This is a genomic window from Mycobacterium sp. ELW1 (assembly GCF_008329905.1).
GTDB lineage: Bacteria > Actinomycetota > Actinomycetes > Mycobacteriales > Mycobacteriaceae > Mycobacterium.
The window spans coordinates 4,730,432-4,745,957 of the sequence record NZ_CP032155.1 but is presented as its reverse complement, the minus strand read 5'-3'; the positions used below and the strand labels follow the sequence as shown (position 1 = coordinate 4,745,957).

At 66.1% G+C, this 15,526-nt stretch carries 13 protein-coding genes and 2 pseudogenes; 11 read left to right on the top strand and 4 right to left on the bottom strand.

The window, feature by feature from the left end:
• Window positions 1-22: 22 nt before the first annotated feature.
• Entirely contained in the window at window positions 23-3,316 is a 3,294-nt protein-coding gene (locus D3H54_RS22585) for an error-prone DNA polymerase (RefSeq protein ID WP_149381341.1), read from the top strand.
• Window position 3,317: 1 nt separating this feature from the next.
• Here D3H54_RS22585 and D3H54_RS22580 read toward each other — a convergent pair.
• Window positions 3,318-4,618, bottom strand: a pseudogene (locus D3H54_RS22580) (HNH endonuclease signature motif containing protein).
• Between the two features lie 103 nt (window positions 4,619-4,721).
• Window positions 4,722-5,132, bottom strand: a complete 411-nt coding sequence (locus D3H54_RS22575; RefSeq protein ID WP_149381340.1) for a TIGR03667 family PPOX class F420-dependent oxidoreductase — start codon at window positions 5,130-5,132, stop codon at window positions 4,722-4,724.
• A 23-nt stretch (window positions 5,133-5,155) separates the two neighbouring features.
• Between D3H54_RS22575 and D3H54_RS22570 the strand changes: the two genes are divergently transcribed.
• Together D3H54_RS22570 and D3H54_RS22565 are read left to right on the top strand one after the other, a co-directional pair.
• Window positions 5,156-5,797, top strand: coding sequence for a nitroreductase family protein (locus tag D3H54_RS22570; protein WP_149381338.1), 642 nt, complete (start codon window positions 5,156-5,158; stop codon window positions 5,795-5,797).
• A gap of 159 nt (window positions 5,798-5,956) precedes the next feature.
• A complete protein-coding gene (locus tag D3H54_RS22565; RefSeq protein WP_149378248.1) occupies window positions 5,957-6,943 on the top strand; it encodes an IS481 family transposase in 987 nt (328 codons plus the stop codon).
• Here D3H54_RS22565 and D3H54_RS22560 read toward each other — a convergent pair.
• Both D3H54_RS22560 and D3H54_RS22555 read right to left on the bottom strand, forming a co-directional pair.
• Complete coding sequence (locus tag D3H54_RS22560) at window positions 6,940-7,404, bottom strand: tRNA (cytidine(34)-2'-O)-methyltransferase (protein ID WP_149381336.1); 465 nt, start codon at window positions 7,402-7,404, stop codon at window positions 6,940-6,942. The genes D3H54_RS22565 and D3H54_RS22560 overlap by 4 nt on opposite strands.
• Window positions 7,405-7,411: 7 nt before the next feature.
• Window positions 7,412-7,864 (bottom strand): nitroreductase/quinone reductase family protein, encoded by a 453-nt coding sequence (locus tag D3H54_RS22555; protein WP_149381334.1) that lies wholly within the window; start codon window positions 7,862-7,864, stop codon window positions 7,412-7,414.
• 120 nt (window positions 7,865-7,984) lie between these two features.
• Between D3H54_RS22555 and D3H54_RS22550 the strand changes: the two genes are divergently transcribed.
• From D3H54_RS22550 to D3H54_RS22515, 8 genes and pseudogenes are all read left to right on the top strand, one after another.
• Window positions 7,985-8,590, top strand: a complete 606-nt coding sequence (locus D3H54_RS22550; protein ID WP_149381332.1) for a class I SAM-dependent methyltransferase — start codon at window positions 7,985-7,987, stop codon at window positions 8,588-8,590.
• A gap of 210 nt (window positions 8,591-8,800) precedes the next feature.
• Window positions 8,801-11,356 (top strand): ATP-binding protein, encoded by a 2,556-nt coding sequence (locus D3H54_RS22545; RefSeq protein WP_149381330.1) that lies wholly within the window; start codon window positions 8,801-8,803, stop codon window positions 11,354-11,356.
• Window positions 11,353-11,765: pseudogene (locus D3H54_RS22540) on the top strand (roadblock/LC7 domain-containing protein). Before D3H54_RS22545 ends, D3H54_RS22540 begins: the two are co-directional and overlap by 4 nt.
• Window positions 11,762-12,118, top strand: coding sequence for a DUF742 domain-containing protein (locus D3H54_RS22535; RefSeq protein ID WP_149381328.1), 357 nt, complete (start codon window positions 11,762-11,764; stop codon window positions 12,116-12,118). Before D3H54_RS22540 ends, D3H54_RS22535 begins: the two are co-directional and overlap by 4 nt.
• On the top strand, window positions 12,099-12,665 hold the full coding sequence (locus D3H54_RS22530; protein WP_149381326.1) for a GTP-binding protein: 567 nt from the start codon (window positions 12,099-12,101) through the stop codon (window positions 12,663-12,665). The genes D3H54_RS22535 and D3H54_RS22530 overlap by 20 nt, the downstream gene beginning before the upstream one ends.
• Window positions 12,665-13,216 carry a pentapeptide repeat-containing protein gene (locus D3H54_RS22525; protein WP_149381324.1) on the top strand — a complete coding sequence of 184 codons (552 nt, stop codon included), beginning with the start codon at window positions 12,665-12,667 and terminating at the stop codon, window positions 13,214-13,216. The genes D3H54_RS22530 and D3H54_RS22525 overlap by 1 nt, the downstream gene beginning before the upstream one ends.
• Before the next feature lie 164 nt (window positions 13,217-13,380).
• Window positions 13,381-14,361: a PLP-dependent cysteine synthase family protein gene (locus tag D3H54_RS22520; RefSeq protein ID WP_149381322.1), complete on the top strand. Its 981-nt coding sequence runs from the start codon at window positions 13,381-13,383 to the stop codon at window positions 14,359-14,361.
• Window positions 14,354-15,517, top strand: coding sequence for an LLM class flavin-dependent oxidoreductase (locus tag D3H54_RS22515; protein WP_168214945.1), 1,164 nt, complete (start codon window positions 14,354-14,356; stop codon window positions 15,515-15,517). Before D3H54_RS22520 ends, D3H54_RS22515 begins: the two co-directional genes overlap by 8 nt.
• The last annotated feature ends 9 nt before the right edge of the window (window positions 15,518-15,526 follow it).

Here is a 15,526-nt window from a genome sequence, read left to right as displayed (position 1 = left end):
ATGTTCGATTACCCTGGGTCGGGTGCGCTGGTTCAACGGGCCGCCGAGTTGGGGCGAGATGGAGCGGGTGCTCAACGGCAAGCCCCGCCGCCCCGGCCTGTCGCTGGGCGAACCGCACGCGGACGGTGGAGACAGCCCGGCGTGGTCGCGTCGACGGGAACCCTACGAACCGATCGGCGACCGACCGTTGCGTTCGGCGGTGCCCTACGCCGAGCTGCATGCGCATTCGGCCTACAGCTTCCTCGACGGAGCCAGTACCCCCGAGGAACTCGTGGAGGAGGCGTCGCGGCTGGACCTGCGGGCCATCGCGCTGACCGACCACGACGGACTCTATGGTGTGGTGCGATTCGCCGAGGCTGCGAAAGAACTGGACATGCGCACCGTCTTCGGAGCCGAACTGTCGTTGAGCAATACCGCCCGCACCGAGGTGCCCGATCCGCCGGGTCCGCACCTGCTGGTGCTGGCCCGCGGGCCGGAAGGCTACCGTCGGCTGTCTCGTCAGTTGTCCGTCGCGCATCTGGCCGGCGGCGAGAAGGGCAAACCGCGCTACGACTACGACTCGCTCACCGAGGCTGCCGGCGGCCATTGGCACATTCTGACGGGATGCCGTAAAGGTCATGTCCGGCAAGCTCTTTCCGAAGGTGGCCCGCAGGCTGCGGAAGCGGCGCTGGCCGATCTGGTGGACCGTTTCGGCCGGGACCGGGTCAGCATCGAGTTGAGCCACCACGGTGATCCGTTCGACGACGAGCGCAATGCCGCGCTGGCCGCGCTGGCTCCCCGGTTCGGGGTGGGGATCGTCGCCACCACCGGGGCGCACTTCGCCGAGCCGAGTCGCGGCCGGCTGGCCATGGCGATGGGAGCGATCCGGGCACGCCAGTCGCTGGACGAGGCGGCCGGCTGGCTGGCACCGCTGGGTGGTGCGCATCTGCGGTCTGGTGACGAGATGGCCCGGCTCTTTGCTCAGTATCCCGAAGTCGTCAGCGCCGCAGCCGATCTCGGTGAGCAGTGCGCTTTCGGGCTGGCGCTGATCGCCCCGCAGCTGCCCCCGTTCGACGTGCCCGACGGGCACACCGAGGACAGCTGGTTGCGCGAGCTGGTGATGGTCGGCGCCGCCCGGCGCTATGGGCCGCGCACGGGTGCGCCGGAGGCCTACGCCCAACTCGAGCGTGAACTCGAGGTCATCGCCGCGTTGAAGTTCCCGGGGTACTTCCTGGTGGTTCACGACATCACCCGGTTCTGCCGGGAGAACGACATCCTCTGTCAGGGAAGGGGATCAGCAGCCAATTCTGCGGTGTGTTACGCGCTGGGTGTCACCGCCGTCGACCCGATCGCCAACGAACTGCTCTTCGAGCGGTTCCTGTCCCCGGCTCGCGACGGTCCGCCCGACATCGACATCGACATCGAGTCGGACCTTCGGGAGAAGGCCATCCAGTACGTCTACGACCGCTACGGCCGTGACTATGCCGCGCAGGTCGCCAACGTCATCACCTACCGGGGCAAGAGTGCGGTGCGCGACATGGCACGTGCACTCGGTTTTTCGCAGGGGCAGCAGGATGCCTGGAGTAAACAGATCAGTCACTGGCACTCCGGGGCCGACTCGGCTGACCTCGAGGGCATCCCCGAGCCGGTGGTCGACTTGGCGGTCCAGATCAAGAACCTGCCCCGGCACATGGGTATCCACTCCGGCGGCATGGTGATCTGCGACCGCCCGATCGCCGACGTCTGCCCGGTGGAGTGGGCGCGCATGGAGAACCGCAGCGTGTTGCAGTGGGACAAAGATGACTGCGCGGCAATCGGATTGGTGAAGTTCGACATGCTCGGCCTCGGCATGCTCTCGGCGCTGCACTACTGCATCGATCTGGTGGCCGAACACAAAGGCATCGAGGTCGACCTGGCCCGCCTGGATCTGTCCGAACCCGCGGTGTACGAGATGCTGCAGAAGGCGGATTCGGTCGGGGTGTTCCAGGTGGAGTCGCGCGCCCAGATGGCCACCCTGCCGCGGCTGAAGCCGCGGGTGTTCTACGACCTGGTGGTGGAGGTGGCACTGATCCGTCCCGGACCCATCCAGGGCGGCTCGGTGCATCCCTACATCAAACGGCGCAACGGGCTCGAGGAGGTCACCTACGACCATCCGTCGATGGAACCTGCGCTGCGAAAGACGTTGGGGGTTCCGCTGTTCCAGGAGCAGCTCATGCAGCTGGCGGTGGATTGTGCGGGCTTTTCGGCCGCCGAGGCCGACCAGTTGCGCCGGGCCATGGGGTCCAAGCGTTCCACCGAGAAGATGCGACGGCTGCGAGACCGGTTCTATGCCGGGATGGCGCAGCGCCACGGCATCACCGGCGAGATCGCCGAACGGATCTACGACAAGCTGGAAGCGTTTGCCAATTTCGGCTTCCCGGAAAGCCATTCGCTGAGCTTCGCCTCGCTGGTGTACTACTCCTCGTGGTTCAAGTTGCACCACCCCGCGGCGTTCTGCGCCGCGCTGCTGCGTGCCCAGCCGATGGGTTTCTATTCGCCGCAGTCACTGGTCGCCGACGCCCGCAGACACGGGGTGACTGTGCACGGGCCCGACATCAATGCCAGCTTGGCGCATCCCACGCTGGAGAACTCCGGGATGGAGGTGCGGCTGGGATTGGGCGCGGTGCGGCACATCGGTGACGAGCTGGCTCAGCGGATCGTCGTGGAGCGCGATGCCGGTGGACCGTACTCCTCATTGCTGGACCTGACTGGGCGGGTGCAGCTTTCGGTTCCGCAGACCGAGGCGCTGGCCACCGCCGGCGCGCTGGGCTGTTTCGCGATGACCCGACGGGAGGGGCTGTGGGCGGCCGGGGCGGCGGCGTCCCAGCGCCCAGACCGGCTGCCCGGCGTCGGCTCGTCGTCACACGTGCCGGCCCTGCCCGGCATGACCGAGGTGGAATTGGCCGCTTCCGACGTGTGGGCCACCGGGATCTCACCGGACAGCTATCCCACCCAGTTCCTGCGCGAAGACCTCGACGCGATGGGTGTGGTCACTGCCGACCGGCTGTTGGACGTACCCGACGGCAGCCGGGTGCTGATCGCGGGCGCGGTGACACACCGGCAGCGGCCGGCCACCGCGCAGGGCGTGACGTTCATGAACATCGAGGACGAGACCGGCATGGTCAATGTGCTGTGTACGCCGGGGGTGTGGAACCGGCATCGGAAACTGGCCCAGACCGCTTCGGCGCTGCTGATCCGCGGGCAGGTGCAGAACGCCACGGGGGCGGTGACCGTGATGGCCGAACGGATGGGCCGCATCACGTTGAAAGTGAGTTCGCGTTCGCGCGACTTCAGGTGAGCTAGTCCTTTTCGTCGTCTTTGGGGAGCAGGCGTTCGGGGTGGTGGTAGGTGTTCGTGCCGCCGATCAGCGGAACATCCTGCGGCGGTATCCATTCGGTGTGGCCGTCAGGGAGTTGGCGGGTGGTCCAGCCGTCGTTTTCGACCAAGAGGTTGTCGCATTTGCAGGCCAGGGTGAGGTCGTCGATGTCGGTGCTGCCGCCGTGTTTCCAGTCTTTGGCGGCGTGGTGGACGTGGCTGTTGTAGCCGTTGACGGTGCAGCCTGGTGCGGTGCAGCCACGGTATTTGGCCAGCAACATGATGCGCTGGTCTGCCGACGCCAGTCGCTTGCTGCGACCGAGCCACAGTGACTGCCCGGTGACGCCGTCGAACACCGCCAGGTAGTGGTTGGCGGGGGTGGCCATCCGGATCAGGTCGCTGATCGGGAGCAGTGTGCCGCCTGCGGTCACGGCGTGCCCGGCGCCGGCCTGCAGGTCCTGCAGTGTCGTCGACACGATCACGGTGACCGGAAGGCCGTTGTGCCGGCCGAGTTTGGGGTCTCCCAGCCGCCCGCGAACCAATTCCGCCAACGCATCGTGCTGGCGTTGGGCATGGCTACGTAGGTCGGGTTCGTCACCGTCGGGTTTGGGTGCGGCGAATTTCGCCATCCACGCATCCAGCATCGCCCGCAGCTGCGGATCGGCCACCAACTTCCCGGCACTCATGCCGTCGGCGCGCTGCCCGCCGCACCACACGACACGAAGCCACGCTTGCGGGCCCGGTCCTCCTCGGAGAACCTGCCGTCGGGATTGAGGTGGGTGGCCAGCCGGTCGGCCACCTTCTCCAGCTGATCGGGTCGCATGGTCTGGGCGTGCTCGGCCAGGGTGCGTTCAGCCTTCTCGATCTCGACCGGCCCGACATGATCGGGTAGCTCGCGGAGGAACTTCTGAATCACCCGCACGTGCTCACCGTCGAGATAGCCGGCCTCCCAGGCCTTCCCCGTCGCAGGCAAGAGTGGCGCCAGCGCCTCACCGGTCAGCGTGGTCCGCGGCGTCAACTGCTCGGCATCACGGACCCGACGCTTGGCCGCCGAGCGGCTGATCCGCAACACGTCGGCCAACACGATCGAAACCGGCGGGCAGCCCTCGTAGCGCTCCAGATGGGTGATCTGCTCGTGCGAGACCGCGACTTGGCGACGCATCGCACTTTCTAGCCGCTCGATAGCCGCGAAGCGTTCCGGCGCGGGCAGTTCCTCGATATCGGCGGCACCCACGAGCTCGACCGCCGCGTCAAGCGCATCCAGCGCCGCTCGGATCGAACTCATGTTCGAATTCTATGGCACCCCACCGACAAAAGCGTCGGCCTCAAACCGGGCCTGTGGATGGATACGGATCTGTGGAAAACGTTGCGCCGCTACGCTTCCAGCATCACTCCGTCGGCGTCGTCCACACCTTGTCGATGCTGATCCGAAGCCGCAGGTTGTAGTTTCCCATCGAGTCGGTCAACCCGGCTTGGTCTGACAGCGCACCGTATTTCGCCCAGAACGCCGCGTCGTCACGCGGGTCGGCATCCTCGTTGTCGATGGTGGCGGGACCGCCCACGACGATGATGCCTCCGCCATCGCCGCTGGAGTCCAGATTCAGGCTGACCCGCGGATGCGAGCCGATGTGGCGCACCTTGGCCGAGCCGGGCGCCGTGTAGATGATGACGTCGGTGCCGTCGAAGTAAAACCACACCAACTTGGGCACCGGCTGGCCGGATTTGGCGACTGTGGTCAACCAGCCGAAGTTGTCGCCGACAAGCCGATCGCGCACCTCTTGACTCAGTTCAGTTGCCATAGCGCCGAATGTAGTCTCGGCTCATGACACTCGATCTGACCGTTGATGAACTCCTTACTTCCACCCGATCGGTGCGTAAGCGGCTCGACTTCGACCGGCCGGTGCCGCGCGAGGTACTGATGGAGTGTCTGGATCTGGCCTTGCAGGCGCCGACAGGTTCCAATGCCCAAGGCTGGCAATTCTTGTTCGTCGAGGACCCCGCCAAGAAGAAGGCGCTGGCCGATATCTATCGGGCCACCGGCACGCCCTACCTCGACATGCCCGCCCCGGTTCGCGGCGATATGCGCGATGCACAGATGGACTCGGTGCTCAGCTCGGCCAAGTACCTCAACGAGAACCTGGAGAAGGCTCCGGTGTTCCTGATCCCGTGCCTGGAGGGGCGCCCGGACGGTGCCCCCGCCGGCATGCAGGCGTCCTACTGGGGTTCCCTCATTCCCGCCGTCTGGAGTTTCATGCTGGCCCTGCGGTCACGCGGGCTGGGCTCGGCGTACACGACGCTGCACCTGATCGGGGATGGCGAAAAGCAGGCCGCCGAATTGCTCGGCATCCCGTTCGACCAGTACACCCAGGGCGGCCTCTGGCCGATCGCCTACACCAAGGGCACGGACTTCAAGCCCGCCAAGCGGCTGCCCGCAGAGCAGCTCACCCACTGGGACACCTGGTGACCCGGCCGAGATGATTCCCCGGGTCGCTACGCTCCTGCCCGCCGAGCTAGATGTACTGACCACGGACGTTAAGTACGGCGTGGCGTAGTGACATGACGAAGACCTCCGAGTGAAGTGCGAGCTGCTTAAGGAACGCACCAACTCACTCCGGAGGTCTTCATGGTCCACCGTAATGCCCCCTTGTCCGAAACCGGTCGTCTGCGGCTGGCACGTTGCGTTGTCGAGGATGGCTGGACGCTGCGACGGGCGGCCGAGCGGTTCCAGGTTGCGGTCACTACCGCTGCGCGCTGGGCCCGCCGCTACCGCGAACTAGGCGAAGCCGGCATGGCCGACCGCAGCTCACGCCCACATCACAGCCCTAATCAAACCCCCACACGCACCGAGCGGCGCATCATTAAAGTCCGAGTACTTCGACGTTGGGGACCGGCTCGCATTGCTTATCTGCTGGGACTGAATGTCTCGACTGTCCACAACGTGTTGAGGCGCTACGGCCTAGCCAAGCTGCGGTGGCTGGACCGGCCCACCGGGCGAGTTATCCGGCGGATGGAGTCAGCCAGCCCCGGCGACCTGGTGCATGTCGATGTCAAGAAGGTAGGCAAGATCCCGGCTGGCGGCGGATGGCGCATGTTGGGCCGCAGCGCAGGAAATCATCACTCCCGCAAGGACAGAAGCATAGGAACTGGCAGCGACCGTTCCGGGCGGCGTGGTTATCACTTCTTGCACACCGCCATCGACGCTCACTCCCGGCTGGCCTACTCCGAACTGCTAATCGACGAACGCAAAGACACAGCTGCTGACTTCTGGCAAAGGGCTAACGAATGGTTCAACGCATGCGGCTTCACCGTACGGAAAGTGTTGACAGACAACGGCTCCTGTTACCGATCCCACTCATTCCGAGATGCACTCGGGCAGATCGAACATCGTCGAACCAAACCCTATCGACCCCAGACGAACGGCAAGGTGGAGCGATTCCACCGAACCCTTGCCGATGAATGGGCATATGCGCGGCTCTACACCAGCGACGCCGAACGGTGCGCGGAGTTCCCTCGCTGGCTGCATACCTACAATCACCATCGCGGCCACACCGCACTCGGCGGCCAACCACCCGCCACCCGCGTACCTAACCTCTCAGGTCAGTACAGCTAGACCCCACCGTCGAAGCCATGCTGCCGCCACGCCTCATAGGCCACCACCGCGGCAGCGTTGGCCAGATTCAGTGACCGCCGCCCGGACAGCATCGGGATGCGCACCTGCTCGGTGATGTGCGGGTCGGCCAGCGTGGCGGCGTCCAGACCCGTCGGTTCGGGCCCGAACAGCATCACGTCGCCAGGTTGGTAGGCGATATCGAACGATGATCGCGTGGCGTGCGCCGTGAACGCGAACACCCGCGCGCCGGCCATCGCCGCCCAGGCCTGATCCAGGCTGGCGTGCACCGTCACCGACGCCAGGTCGTGATAGTCCAATCCGGCGCGGCGCAGCTTCGGTTCGGACAGGTCGAAGCCCAGCGGCTCCACCAAATGCAATTCGCATCCGGTCGCGGCCACCATCCGGATCGCATTACCGGTGTTCGGCGCGATCCGTGGTGAGTAGAAGAGGATTCTGAACACGCGGATCTCAGACGCGCGGCTCGAGGACGAAGACTGTCCGGTCCCCGCTCCGTTCGTAATGCTCTCGGTAGGCGGGCCAGAGCGCGACGAGTCGTGGCCAGTACCGATCAACCTGTGCATCCTCGAGTTCACGCGCATCACAGGTGATGCGGTCGGCACCGATTTGAACCGTTGCGGTCGGGTGGGCGCGCAGGTTCAGAACCCAGGGATTCGTTCGTTCATTACGCGGCCGCACGTTGCATATGACGAACTGATCTGAATCCCGAAGGAAGAAAACCGGGTTGGTGTGGACTTTTCCCGTCCTGCAGCCCTGAGTGGATAACAAGAGAATGTTGCGCGCCAACACTCGTCCGCGCGAGCAGCGATAAATCCACCGGTGCACGGGTGCGACCACATTCCTGATGGCCCACACCGCGGGTTGGCTCGCACCGAGCGATCCGCCGGCGCCGGAATAGCGCATGGTCTCAGAGCCTAGTAGGCGATTTCGGCAGACCCTGATCCTGATGTTGGGCAGAGAGCGGGATGCCTCTCATCTCAGGCCTGAACACAGCCACGCTCCGGACGCGGGGATAATGGCGGCATGGTCGAGACCAGTCTCTGGATGCAGAAAGTCGCGGCCGATCCCGGGCACTCGCGGTGGTACATCGAGCGGTTCCGTGCGATGGCCCGCGCCGGTGACGACGTCGTCGGTGAGGCCCGCTTCGTGGACGCGATGGCCCGGCGCGGCTCCCACATTCTCGACGCCGGCTGCGGCCCCGGGCGGGTGGGCGGATATCTGGCGTCGGTCGGTCATCGGGTGGTCGGCGTCGACGTCGACCCGGCACTGATCGAGGCGGCCGAACAGGACCATCCCGGCCCACGCTGGCTCGTCGGCGACCTCGCCGAACTCGACCTGCCGGCGCGCGGTATCACCGAGCCGTTCGACATCATCGTTTCGGCCGGCAACGTCATGACCTTCGTCGCGCCCAGCACCCGCGTGCAGGTGCTGACCCGGCTGCGTGCCCACCTCAAAGCCGACGGACGCGCGGCGATCGGCTTCGGCGCCGGGCGCGACTACGAGTACAGCCAGTTCCTGGACGACGCCGCCCACGCCGGACTCACGCCCGATCTGCTGCTGTCCACGTGGGATGTGCGGCCGTTTTCCGATGACTCCGACTTTCTCGTCGCGCTGCTCAAACCAGCGTAGGTAATTCGCGTGAGTTGATGATCTCAGTTGTGCCGCAGCGCAATTTGCTCGACTCCCCAATACGCGAAATGGGCGGGCGTCACCGGTATCTCTCTGTTCAGTAACGACTCTGGAAGTGCTGGGCAATCGCTGTCATACTCGACGAATTGCCAGGGGTTATGCGCAGCTCCGTTGTGGTCAACACGGGCAGCGATGACCAGGAAGTCTTCGATGAATCAGATTCAACAGCCGACAGCCGTGCCGCCGAAGCGGCCGTCGCGATGGTCGCTGCGCAACTGGCCGGTGCGGGGCAAAGTGTTTGCGATCGTGGCGGTTCCGCTCGCGCTCGCGCTCGCCTTCGCAGGCGCCCGCATCTGGGACGGCGTCGAATCGGCCCGGGATCTGCAGGTCGCCGCCGATCGCGCTCAGATGATTCCGGTGATCGAGGGCTACGTCGGCGCCCTACAGGGAGTGCTGCTGGCCTATTCGTCGAACGGGGACACCCAGACCGCGGCCAATACATTCGACAAGAGCACAGCCACCCTGCAGAACAAGCTCAATTCCACCGACGTCGCTCCCGACGTCCGCACCGGCGTGACCAACCTGCTCACCGGGGGTCAGCAACTGGTGGCGGCGGTGTCGGCGAACACGATTGGGCTGCGCGAGCGCATCACCACCTACGCGCCGATCCTGCTGACCGCCGAGGACGCGATCAACGGCTCGGTTCGCCTCGACGACGAGAAATTGCGCGTCCAGACCCAGGGATTGAGTCGCGCGATCGGCGCCCGTGGCCAGATGCTGATGCAGGAGTTGCTCGTCGAGCAGGGCGGCGACCTGCCCGAGCCCGAACTCCGCACGTCGATGATCACGCTGGCCGGCACCGAGCCGTCGACGTTGTTCGGCATGAGCCAGGTCCTCGGCGTCGGCTCTACCGAGGCCAAGACCCTGCAGAGCGAGATGGTCCGCCGGATGGGCATCATGTCCAGCCCGGACGCCGCGCTAGCGGGCAACGCCGAGCTGCGTCAATCGCTGCAGGCCACCGACGCCATCGCGGAGAAGGTCGTCACGAGCACCACCGACGAGGTCACCACCGCGGTGCAACAGCTGGCCAGCGACCGCCGCCACGCCGTCATCCGCGACGGCTTGCTGGCGCTGGCCACCTTCATCGCCGCGCTGCTGGTGGTGTTCCTTGTTGCCCGGTCCCTGGTCCGGCCGCTGCGCATCCTGCGCGACGGCGCCCTGCGCGTCGCGCACACCGACCTCGAGCAGGGCATCGCCCGGGTCCGGGCCGGCGACGAACGCGAACCCCAGCCGCTGCCGGTCTACACCACCGAGGAGATCGGCCAGGTCGCCCACGCGGTCGACGAGTTGCACACCCAGGCGCTGCTGCTGGCCGGTGACGAGGCGCGGCTGCGGCTGGTGATCAACGAGATGTTCGAGACGATGTCGCGGCGCAACCGGTCGCTCGTCGATCAACAGCTCTCGCTCATCGACCAGCTGGAACGCAACGAGAAAGACCCCGAACGGCTCGACAACCTCTTCCGGCTCGACCATCTGGCGACGAGGATGCGGCGCATCGGCTCCAACCTGTTGGTGCTCGCGGGCGCGCAGGTGTCGCGCGACCACCGCGAGTCGTTGCCGTTGGCCAGCGCTGTCAACGGCGCGGTCTCCGAGGTCGAGGACTACAAGCGGGTGGAGATCGCCGAGGTGTGCGACTCGGCCCTGATCGGGCGAGTCTCCGCAGACGCGGTACACATGCTCGCCGAGCTGATCGACAACGCGCTGCGGTACTCGCCGCCGATCTCGCCGGTGCGGGTCAGCGCGGTGCACACCGGCAACGCCGGGGTGCTGGTCGAGGTGCACGACGACGGCATCGGCATGACCGACAGCGACCTGCGGATCGCCAACATGCGCCTGCATTCCGGCGGTGAGGTCAGCCCGGACAACACCCGGCACATGGGGCTGTTCGTGGTGGGGCGGCTGGCGCACATGCACGGTATGGAGGTGCGGCTGCGTAACGCCGTCGAGGGCGAGCCGTCGTCGGGAACCACGGCCGAGCTCTACATCCCGGCCAAACTGCTGGAGCACGGCGAACCGGTCGGCACCGACGCACAGCGCTACGACGCCCCCTCCGAAAGGCCTGCCGGGCACGACAGTCGCGAAGAACCGGTCTCGGTGACGGCCGAGCCCGCCGCGGTCGATCCGAGTGGTTTGCCGCGACGTTCCCCGGGTTCCAGCGGAATCACCGGAGCGCCCGAGCCCGAACCGCAGCCGTCGCCGTGGTTCGGCGGGGCGGAGCAGTCCGCTGCCGAGAACGTGCACGCATCGGACACCTCAGGGTTCTTCGCCGCCCGTGCCCGCGCCGAGGAGACGCGTGACGAACACCTCGACATCAGCGATATGGATGTGCTGGCGGCCGGGCTGTCGGCGCCCGATTTCGAGGACACCGACACCGATTTCATCTACCAGAAGATGCTCAACGAGCTGATGGTCGACCCGCACTCCATTGCCGTGCCCCAAGACTGGAAGTCGGTGTGGGACAACGGCTGGGAGACCGCGGCCGAGGTGGACAACGTGCCCGTGCAGGACCACACCGAACACGGTCTGCCGGTCCGCGATCCCGGCGCCCGGTTGGTGCCAGGGGCCGCCGAGTCACCGGCCCCTGTTCTCCCGCAACGCGATCCCGACGCGGTCCGCGCCTCGTTCAGCAGCCACTTCGGCGGCGTCCGCGCGGCGCGGTCGGACCTCCAGGCTGGCTCCGCAGAGAACGGAAAAGACCACTCATGACCTTGCCGCAACGGCCGCAGCACAATTCACTCGACTGGCTGGTGTCCAACTTCGCCCGCGACGTGCCCGGGGTCTCGCACGCGGTGCTCGTCTCGGTCGACGGCCTGCTCATCGCGGCGAGCGAGCAGCTGCCTCGTGATCGGGCCGAGCAGCTGGCTGCGGTGACCTCCGGGCTGGCCAGCCTGGCCGCGGGCGCCGCGCAGCTCTTCGAGGCCGGCCAGGTTCTGCAATCAGTTGTGGAGATGGCCGGCGGCTACCTGCTGGTGATGCGGGTGGGGACGGATCGCACCTGGCCACGCTGGCCGCGCCCAGCTGCGATATTGGCCAAATCGGTTACGAGATGGCGGTTTTGGTCGAACGGGTGGGCAATGTCGTCTCATCGTCGCGGCGGGCCAGCCAACCGTCGTGACCGGTGACGCCGAGGCGAATCTGGTGCGCCCCTACACGCTGACCGCGGGGCGCACCGACACCTCCGTCGAGCTTCCGGTCGAGGCGCCGATCCAGGCGGTGCCGTCGGCGAAGCAGCACCACTGGCCGTCAGGCGATGTCCGCGGGCGCATCTGCGACCTGTGCGCCGACAGCCCGTCGGTGGCCGAGATCTCGGCCTTACTGGATCTTCCGCTCGGCGTCGCGCGCGTCCTGGTCGGTGACCTCGTGACGGCGGGTTATCTTCGGGTACGGACGACGTTGACCGACCGCTCGACACCGGACGAGCGCCGCGACCTGATAGGAAGGACCCTCCGTGGCCTACGAGCCCTCTGAGGGGCGATCATCCGCCTCGACGAAGATCGTCGTCGCGGGTGGGTTCGGCGCAGGCAAGACCACCTTCGTGGGGGCGGTGTCGGAGATCATGCCGTTGCGCACCGAGGCGATGGTGACCGACGCGTCGACCGCCGTGGATGTGCTCGACGCCACACCGGGTAAGTCGACGACGACGGTGGCGATGGACTTCGGGCGCATCACCTTGGACCAGGATCTGGTGCTCTACCTGTTCGGCACGCCCGGGCAGCGCCGGTTCTGGTTCATGTGGGACGACCTGGTGCACGGAGCGATCGGGGCGATCATCCTGGTCGATGTGCGCCGTCTGCAGGACAGTTTCGCCGCCGTCGACTTCTTCGAGCACCGCAAGATGCCGTTCCTGATCGCGGTCAATGAATTCGATGGCGCGCCACGGTATCCCACCGACGAGGTGCGGCGGGCGCTCGCCGTGCCCGACACCACTCCGGTGCTCACCGTCGACGCCAGGGACCGCAAGTCGGCCACCGATGCGCTGATCGTGATCAGCGAGTACGCGCTGGCGAAGCTCTAGTGGAGCAGTGGACCGATCGCGAATTCGTCGGCCACGACTTTCGCGATGAGGACCTCTCCGGCTTGCAGACCGAGCAGGTGGTCTTCACCGAATGTGATTTCGGTGGCGCCAACCTGTCCGAATCGGTGCATCAGGGCTCGGCATTCCGCAACTGCCGGTTCCTGCGGACAACCCTGTGGCACAGCACGTTCCGAAACTGCAGCATGCTCGGATCGACATTCGAGAACTGCCGCCTGCGTCCGCTTGTCTGCGATGAAGTCGATTTCACCCTCGCCGTGCTTGGCGGCGCGGACCTTCGCGGGGTGGATCTGTCCGGGTGCCGGCTGCGGGAGGCGAGCCTGGTGCAGGCCGATCTGCGTAAGGCCGTGTTGCGCGGCGCGGATCTGACCGGGGCGCGCACCAACGGGCTGCGACTCGAGCAGGCCGACCTACGGGGCGCGCGCATCGACCCCACGCTGTGGACCACCGCCGCGTGCCGGGGCGCGCGCATCGACGTGGCGCAGGCGCTGGCGTTCTCCGCTGCGCACGGTCTCGACGTCAGCGGCGGCTGAGGCTCGACCTCGGCGACTTCGATTCACCCTGCTTTTATCCGTTTCGCACCGCTGCCACCCGTTGCTAGTTTGCATTCGACCCCATGTCCCCTTCTCCCACGCCAGCGCCGGACTGGGAGGGTCGAATAGTGTTGCGGGACAACGCCTAATGGATACGAGACAACGTGGCAATCGGCCAGAAACGAATCTTCGACGACGTCACACGAACGGTGGGCAGCACCCCACTCGTTCGCCTCAGCAGCCCTTTCGCTCCTGCCGACACAGAGCTGCTGGTGAAGCTCGAGTACTACAACCCGACGGCCAGCGTGAAGGACCGGCTTTCGGTCGGTGCGATCGATTTCGCCGAGCGCAGCGGACAACTACGGCCAGGCGGGACGATCGTCGCGGCCAGCAGCGGAAACCTCGGCATCGGACTCGCTGCGGCGGGAGCGGCCCGCGGCTATCGCGTTGTCATCGTGATCTATGAAGACACGAGTTACGAGCGGAAGGTCGTCGTCCAGAACCTCGGTGCCGAACTGGTTTTGACGCCGAAGGAAGACGGAGTGCGCGGCTCGGTGGAGGAAGCCGGGAGAATCGCCAACACCACACCCGGCGCATTCTTCGTCAACCAGTTCATCATTCCCATCAACCGCGAGATTCACCGAACGACCACCGGACCGGAGATCTGGGCGGACACCGCCGGCGACGTCGATGCGGTGATCATCGGAGTCGGCTCCGGCGGAACGATCAGTGGGGTCGGCGCTTACCTCAAGGACAAGAACCCGGGCATCAAGATCTTCGCGGTGGAACCCGACAACTCCGCGGTGCTCAGCGGCGAAGAATTTAATCCGCACAAGATCTACGGCTTGGGCCCGAACTTCAAGAGTCCGAATTTTGCCGACGAGGTCGTCGACGAGATCCTGCGAGTCACCGAACACGACGCCGCCGCGACGGCTCGCGAACTCGCCAGGTACGCCGGAATTCCCGCCGGGCTCAGTGGGGGAGCCGCGGTGGCCGCCGCCAGGCAAATTGCCGGACGCGGCGACCCGTCCATCCGCACGATCGTCACGCTCGTGCCGGATTCCGCGGATCGCTACATATCGAGCTTCCTGTTCCAGGACGCATTCGACGAGACCGGAGCGCTCCGCGAACATGTCGGTGTCTGAACAGGTTCAGCTCGAAGAGCGCGCAGCGCGTCTGCGTCAACCGGGCAAGCAATTCACCCTGGGATTCTTCACACAGGTCCCCAGCGCCGCCGACCGGCCGGCGCGACGTACCTACGACGAGCTCATCGACAGCATCGTCGCCGCCGAGGACATCGGCTACGACAGCGTCTGGATCGGGCAACACCACTTCAGCCCCGAGGATGGCGGTGTCCCGTCACCGCTCGTCGTGCTCGCCGCTGCCGCGGCACGGACCACCCGGATCCAGCTCGGCACAGCGGTCATCGCACTGCCCTTCGAGCACCCGATCCGGCTCGCCGAGGACCTCTCGGTGCTCGACGAGATATCGGGCGGCCGAGTCCAGGTCGGACTGGGTGGCGCCCGGGGAGATCTGCAGGCCTTCAACACGTTCGGAGTCGACTTCTCGGCGAGGCATGAACTGTTCGACCGCAATCTGGACATCCTCCACCATCTGCTGGAGGGGCGAGAGTGCACGGAGTTCACCCATACCCGTGTCGTGGCGTCGACGCCCTCGCAGCTATCCTCTTCCGATTCGGTTGCCGGACAACAGGCCTCGGCGGACATCGAGCCCAAGCGGCTCTTCCCTGGCGTTGCGGGTCTGCGAGGCAGGCTGTGGCAGACGGCCAGCAGCGAGGACAGGGCACGCAAGATCGCCCGCAATGGCAACGGACTGATGATCGGCGCATTCCACGATCACGTCATCTTCCACCAGCTTCGGTTCATCGTCGGGTACCTCGAAGAATGGGTGACGCTGCACGGGAACCTCGATGACGCGCGGGTGGGCGCCCAGCGCTTCGTCTTTCACGGTGACAGCGTGGACGCGATCGCAGACGAACTCGGACCGCACGTGGCGTCCACACAACGCACCCTGGATGCCCGCTTCCCGCAACTGGGGGCGCTGTCGCCGAAGGACTACCTGCGGACCGTGACACGGACCGGCACCGCGGCGGACATCGTTGCCCAACTTCGGGATGACCCCGCCCTGTTGGGCTTCGTCACCGACTTCTTCCCGACCACCGGGCTGTTTCCGTCGGTCAGAACAGGCACTGCCGGAGCGGATCTCAACGTCGAACGATTGCGGTTCTTCGCCGAGGAGATCGCCCCGGAACTCGGGTGGAAGCCCGCGGCAAACCCCTAGCTCACCACT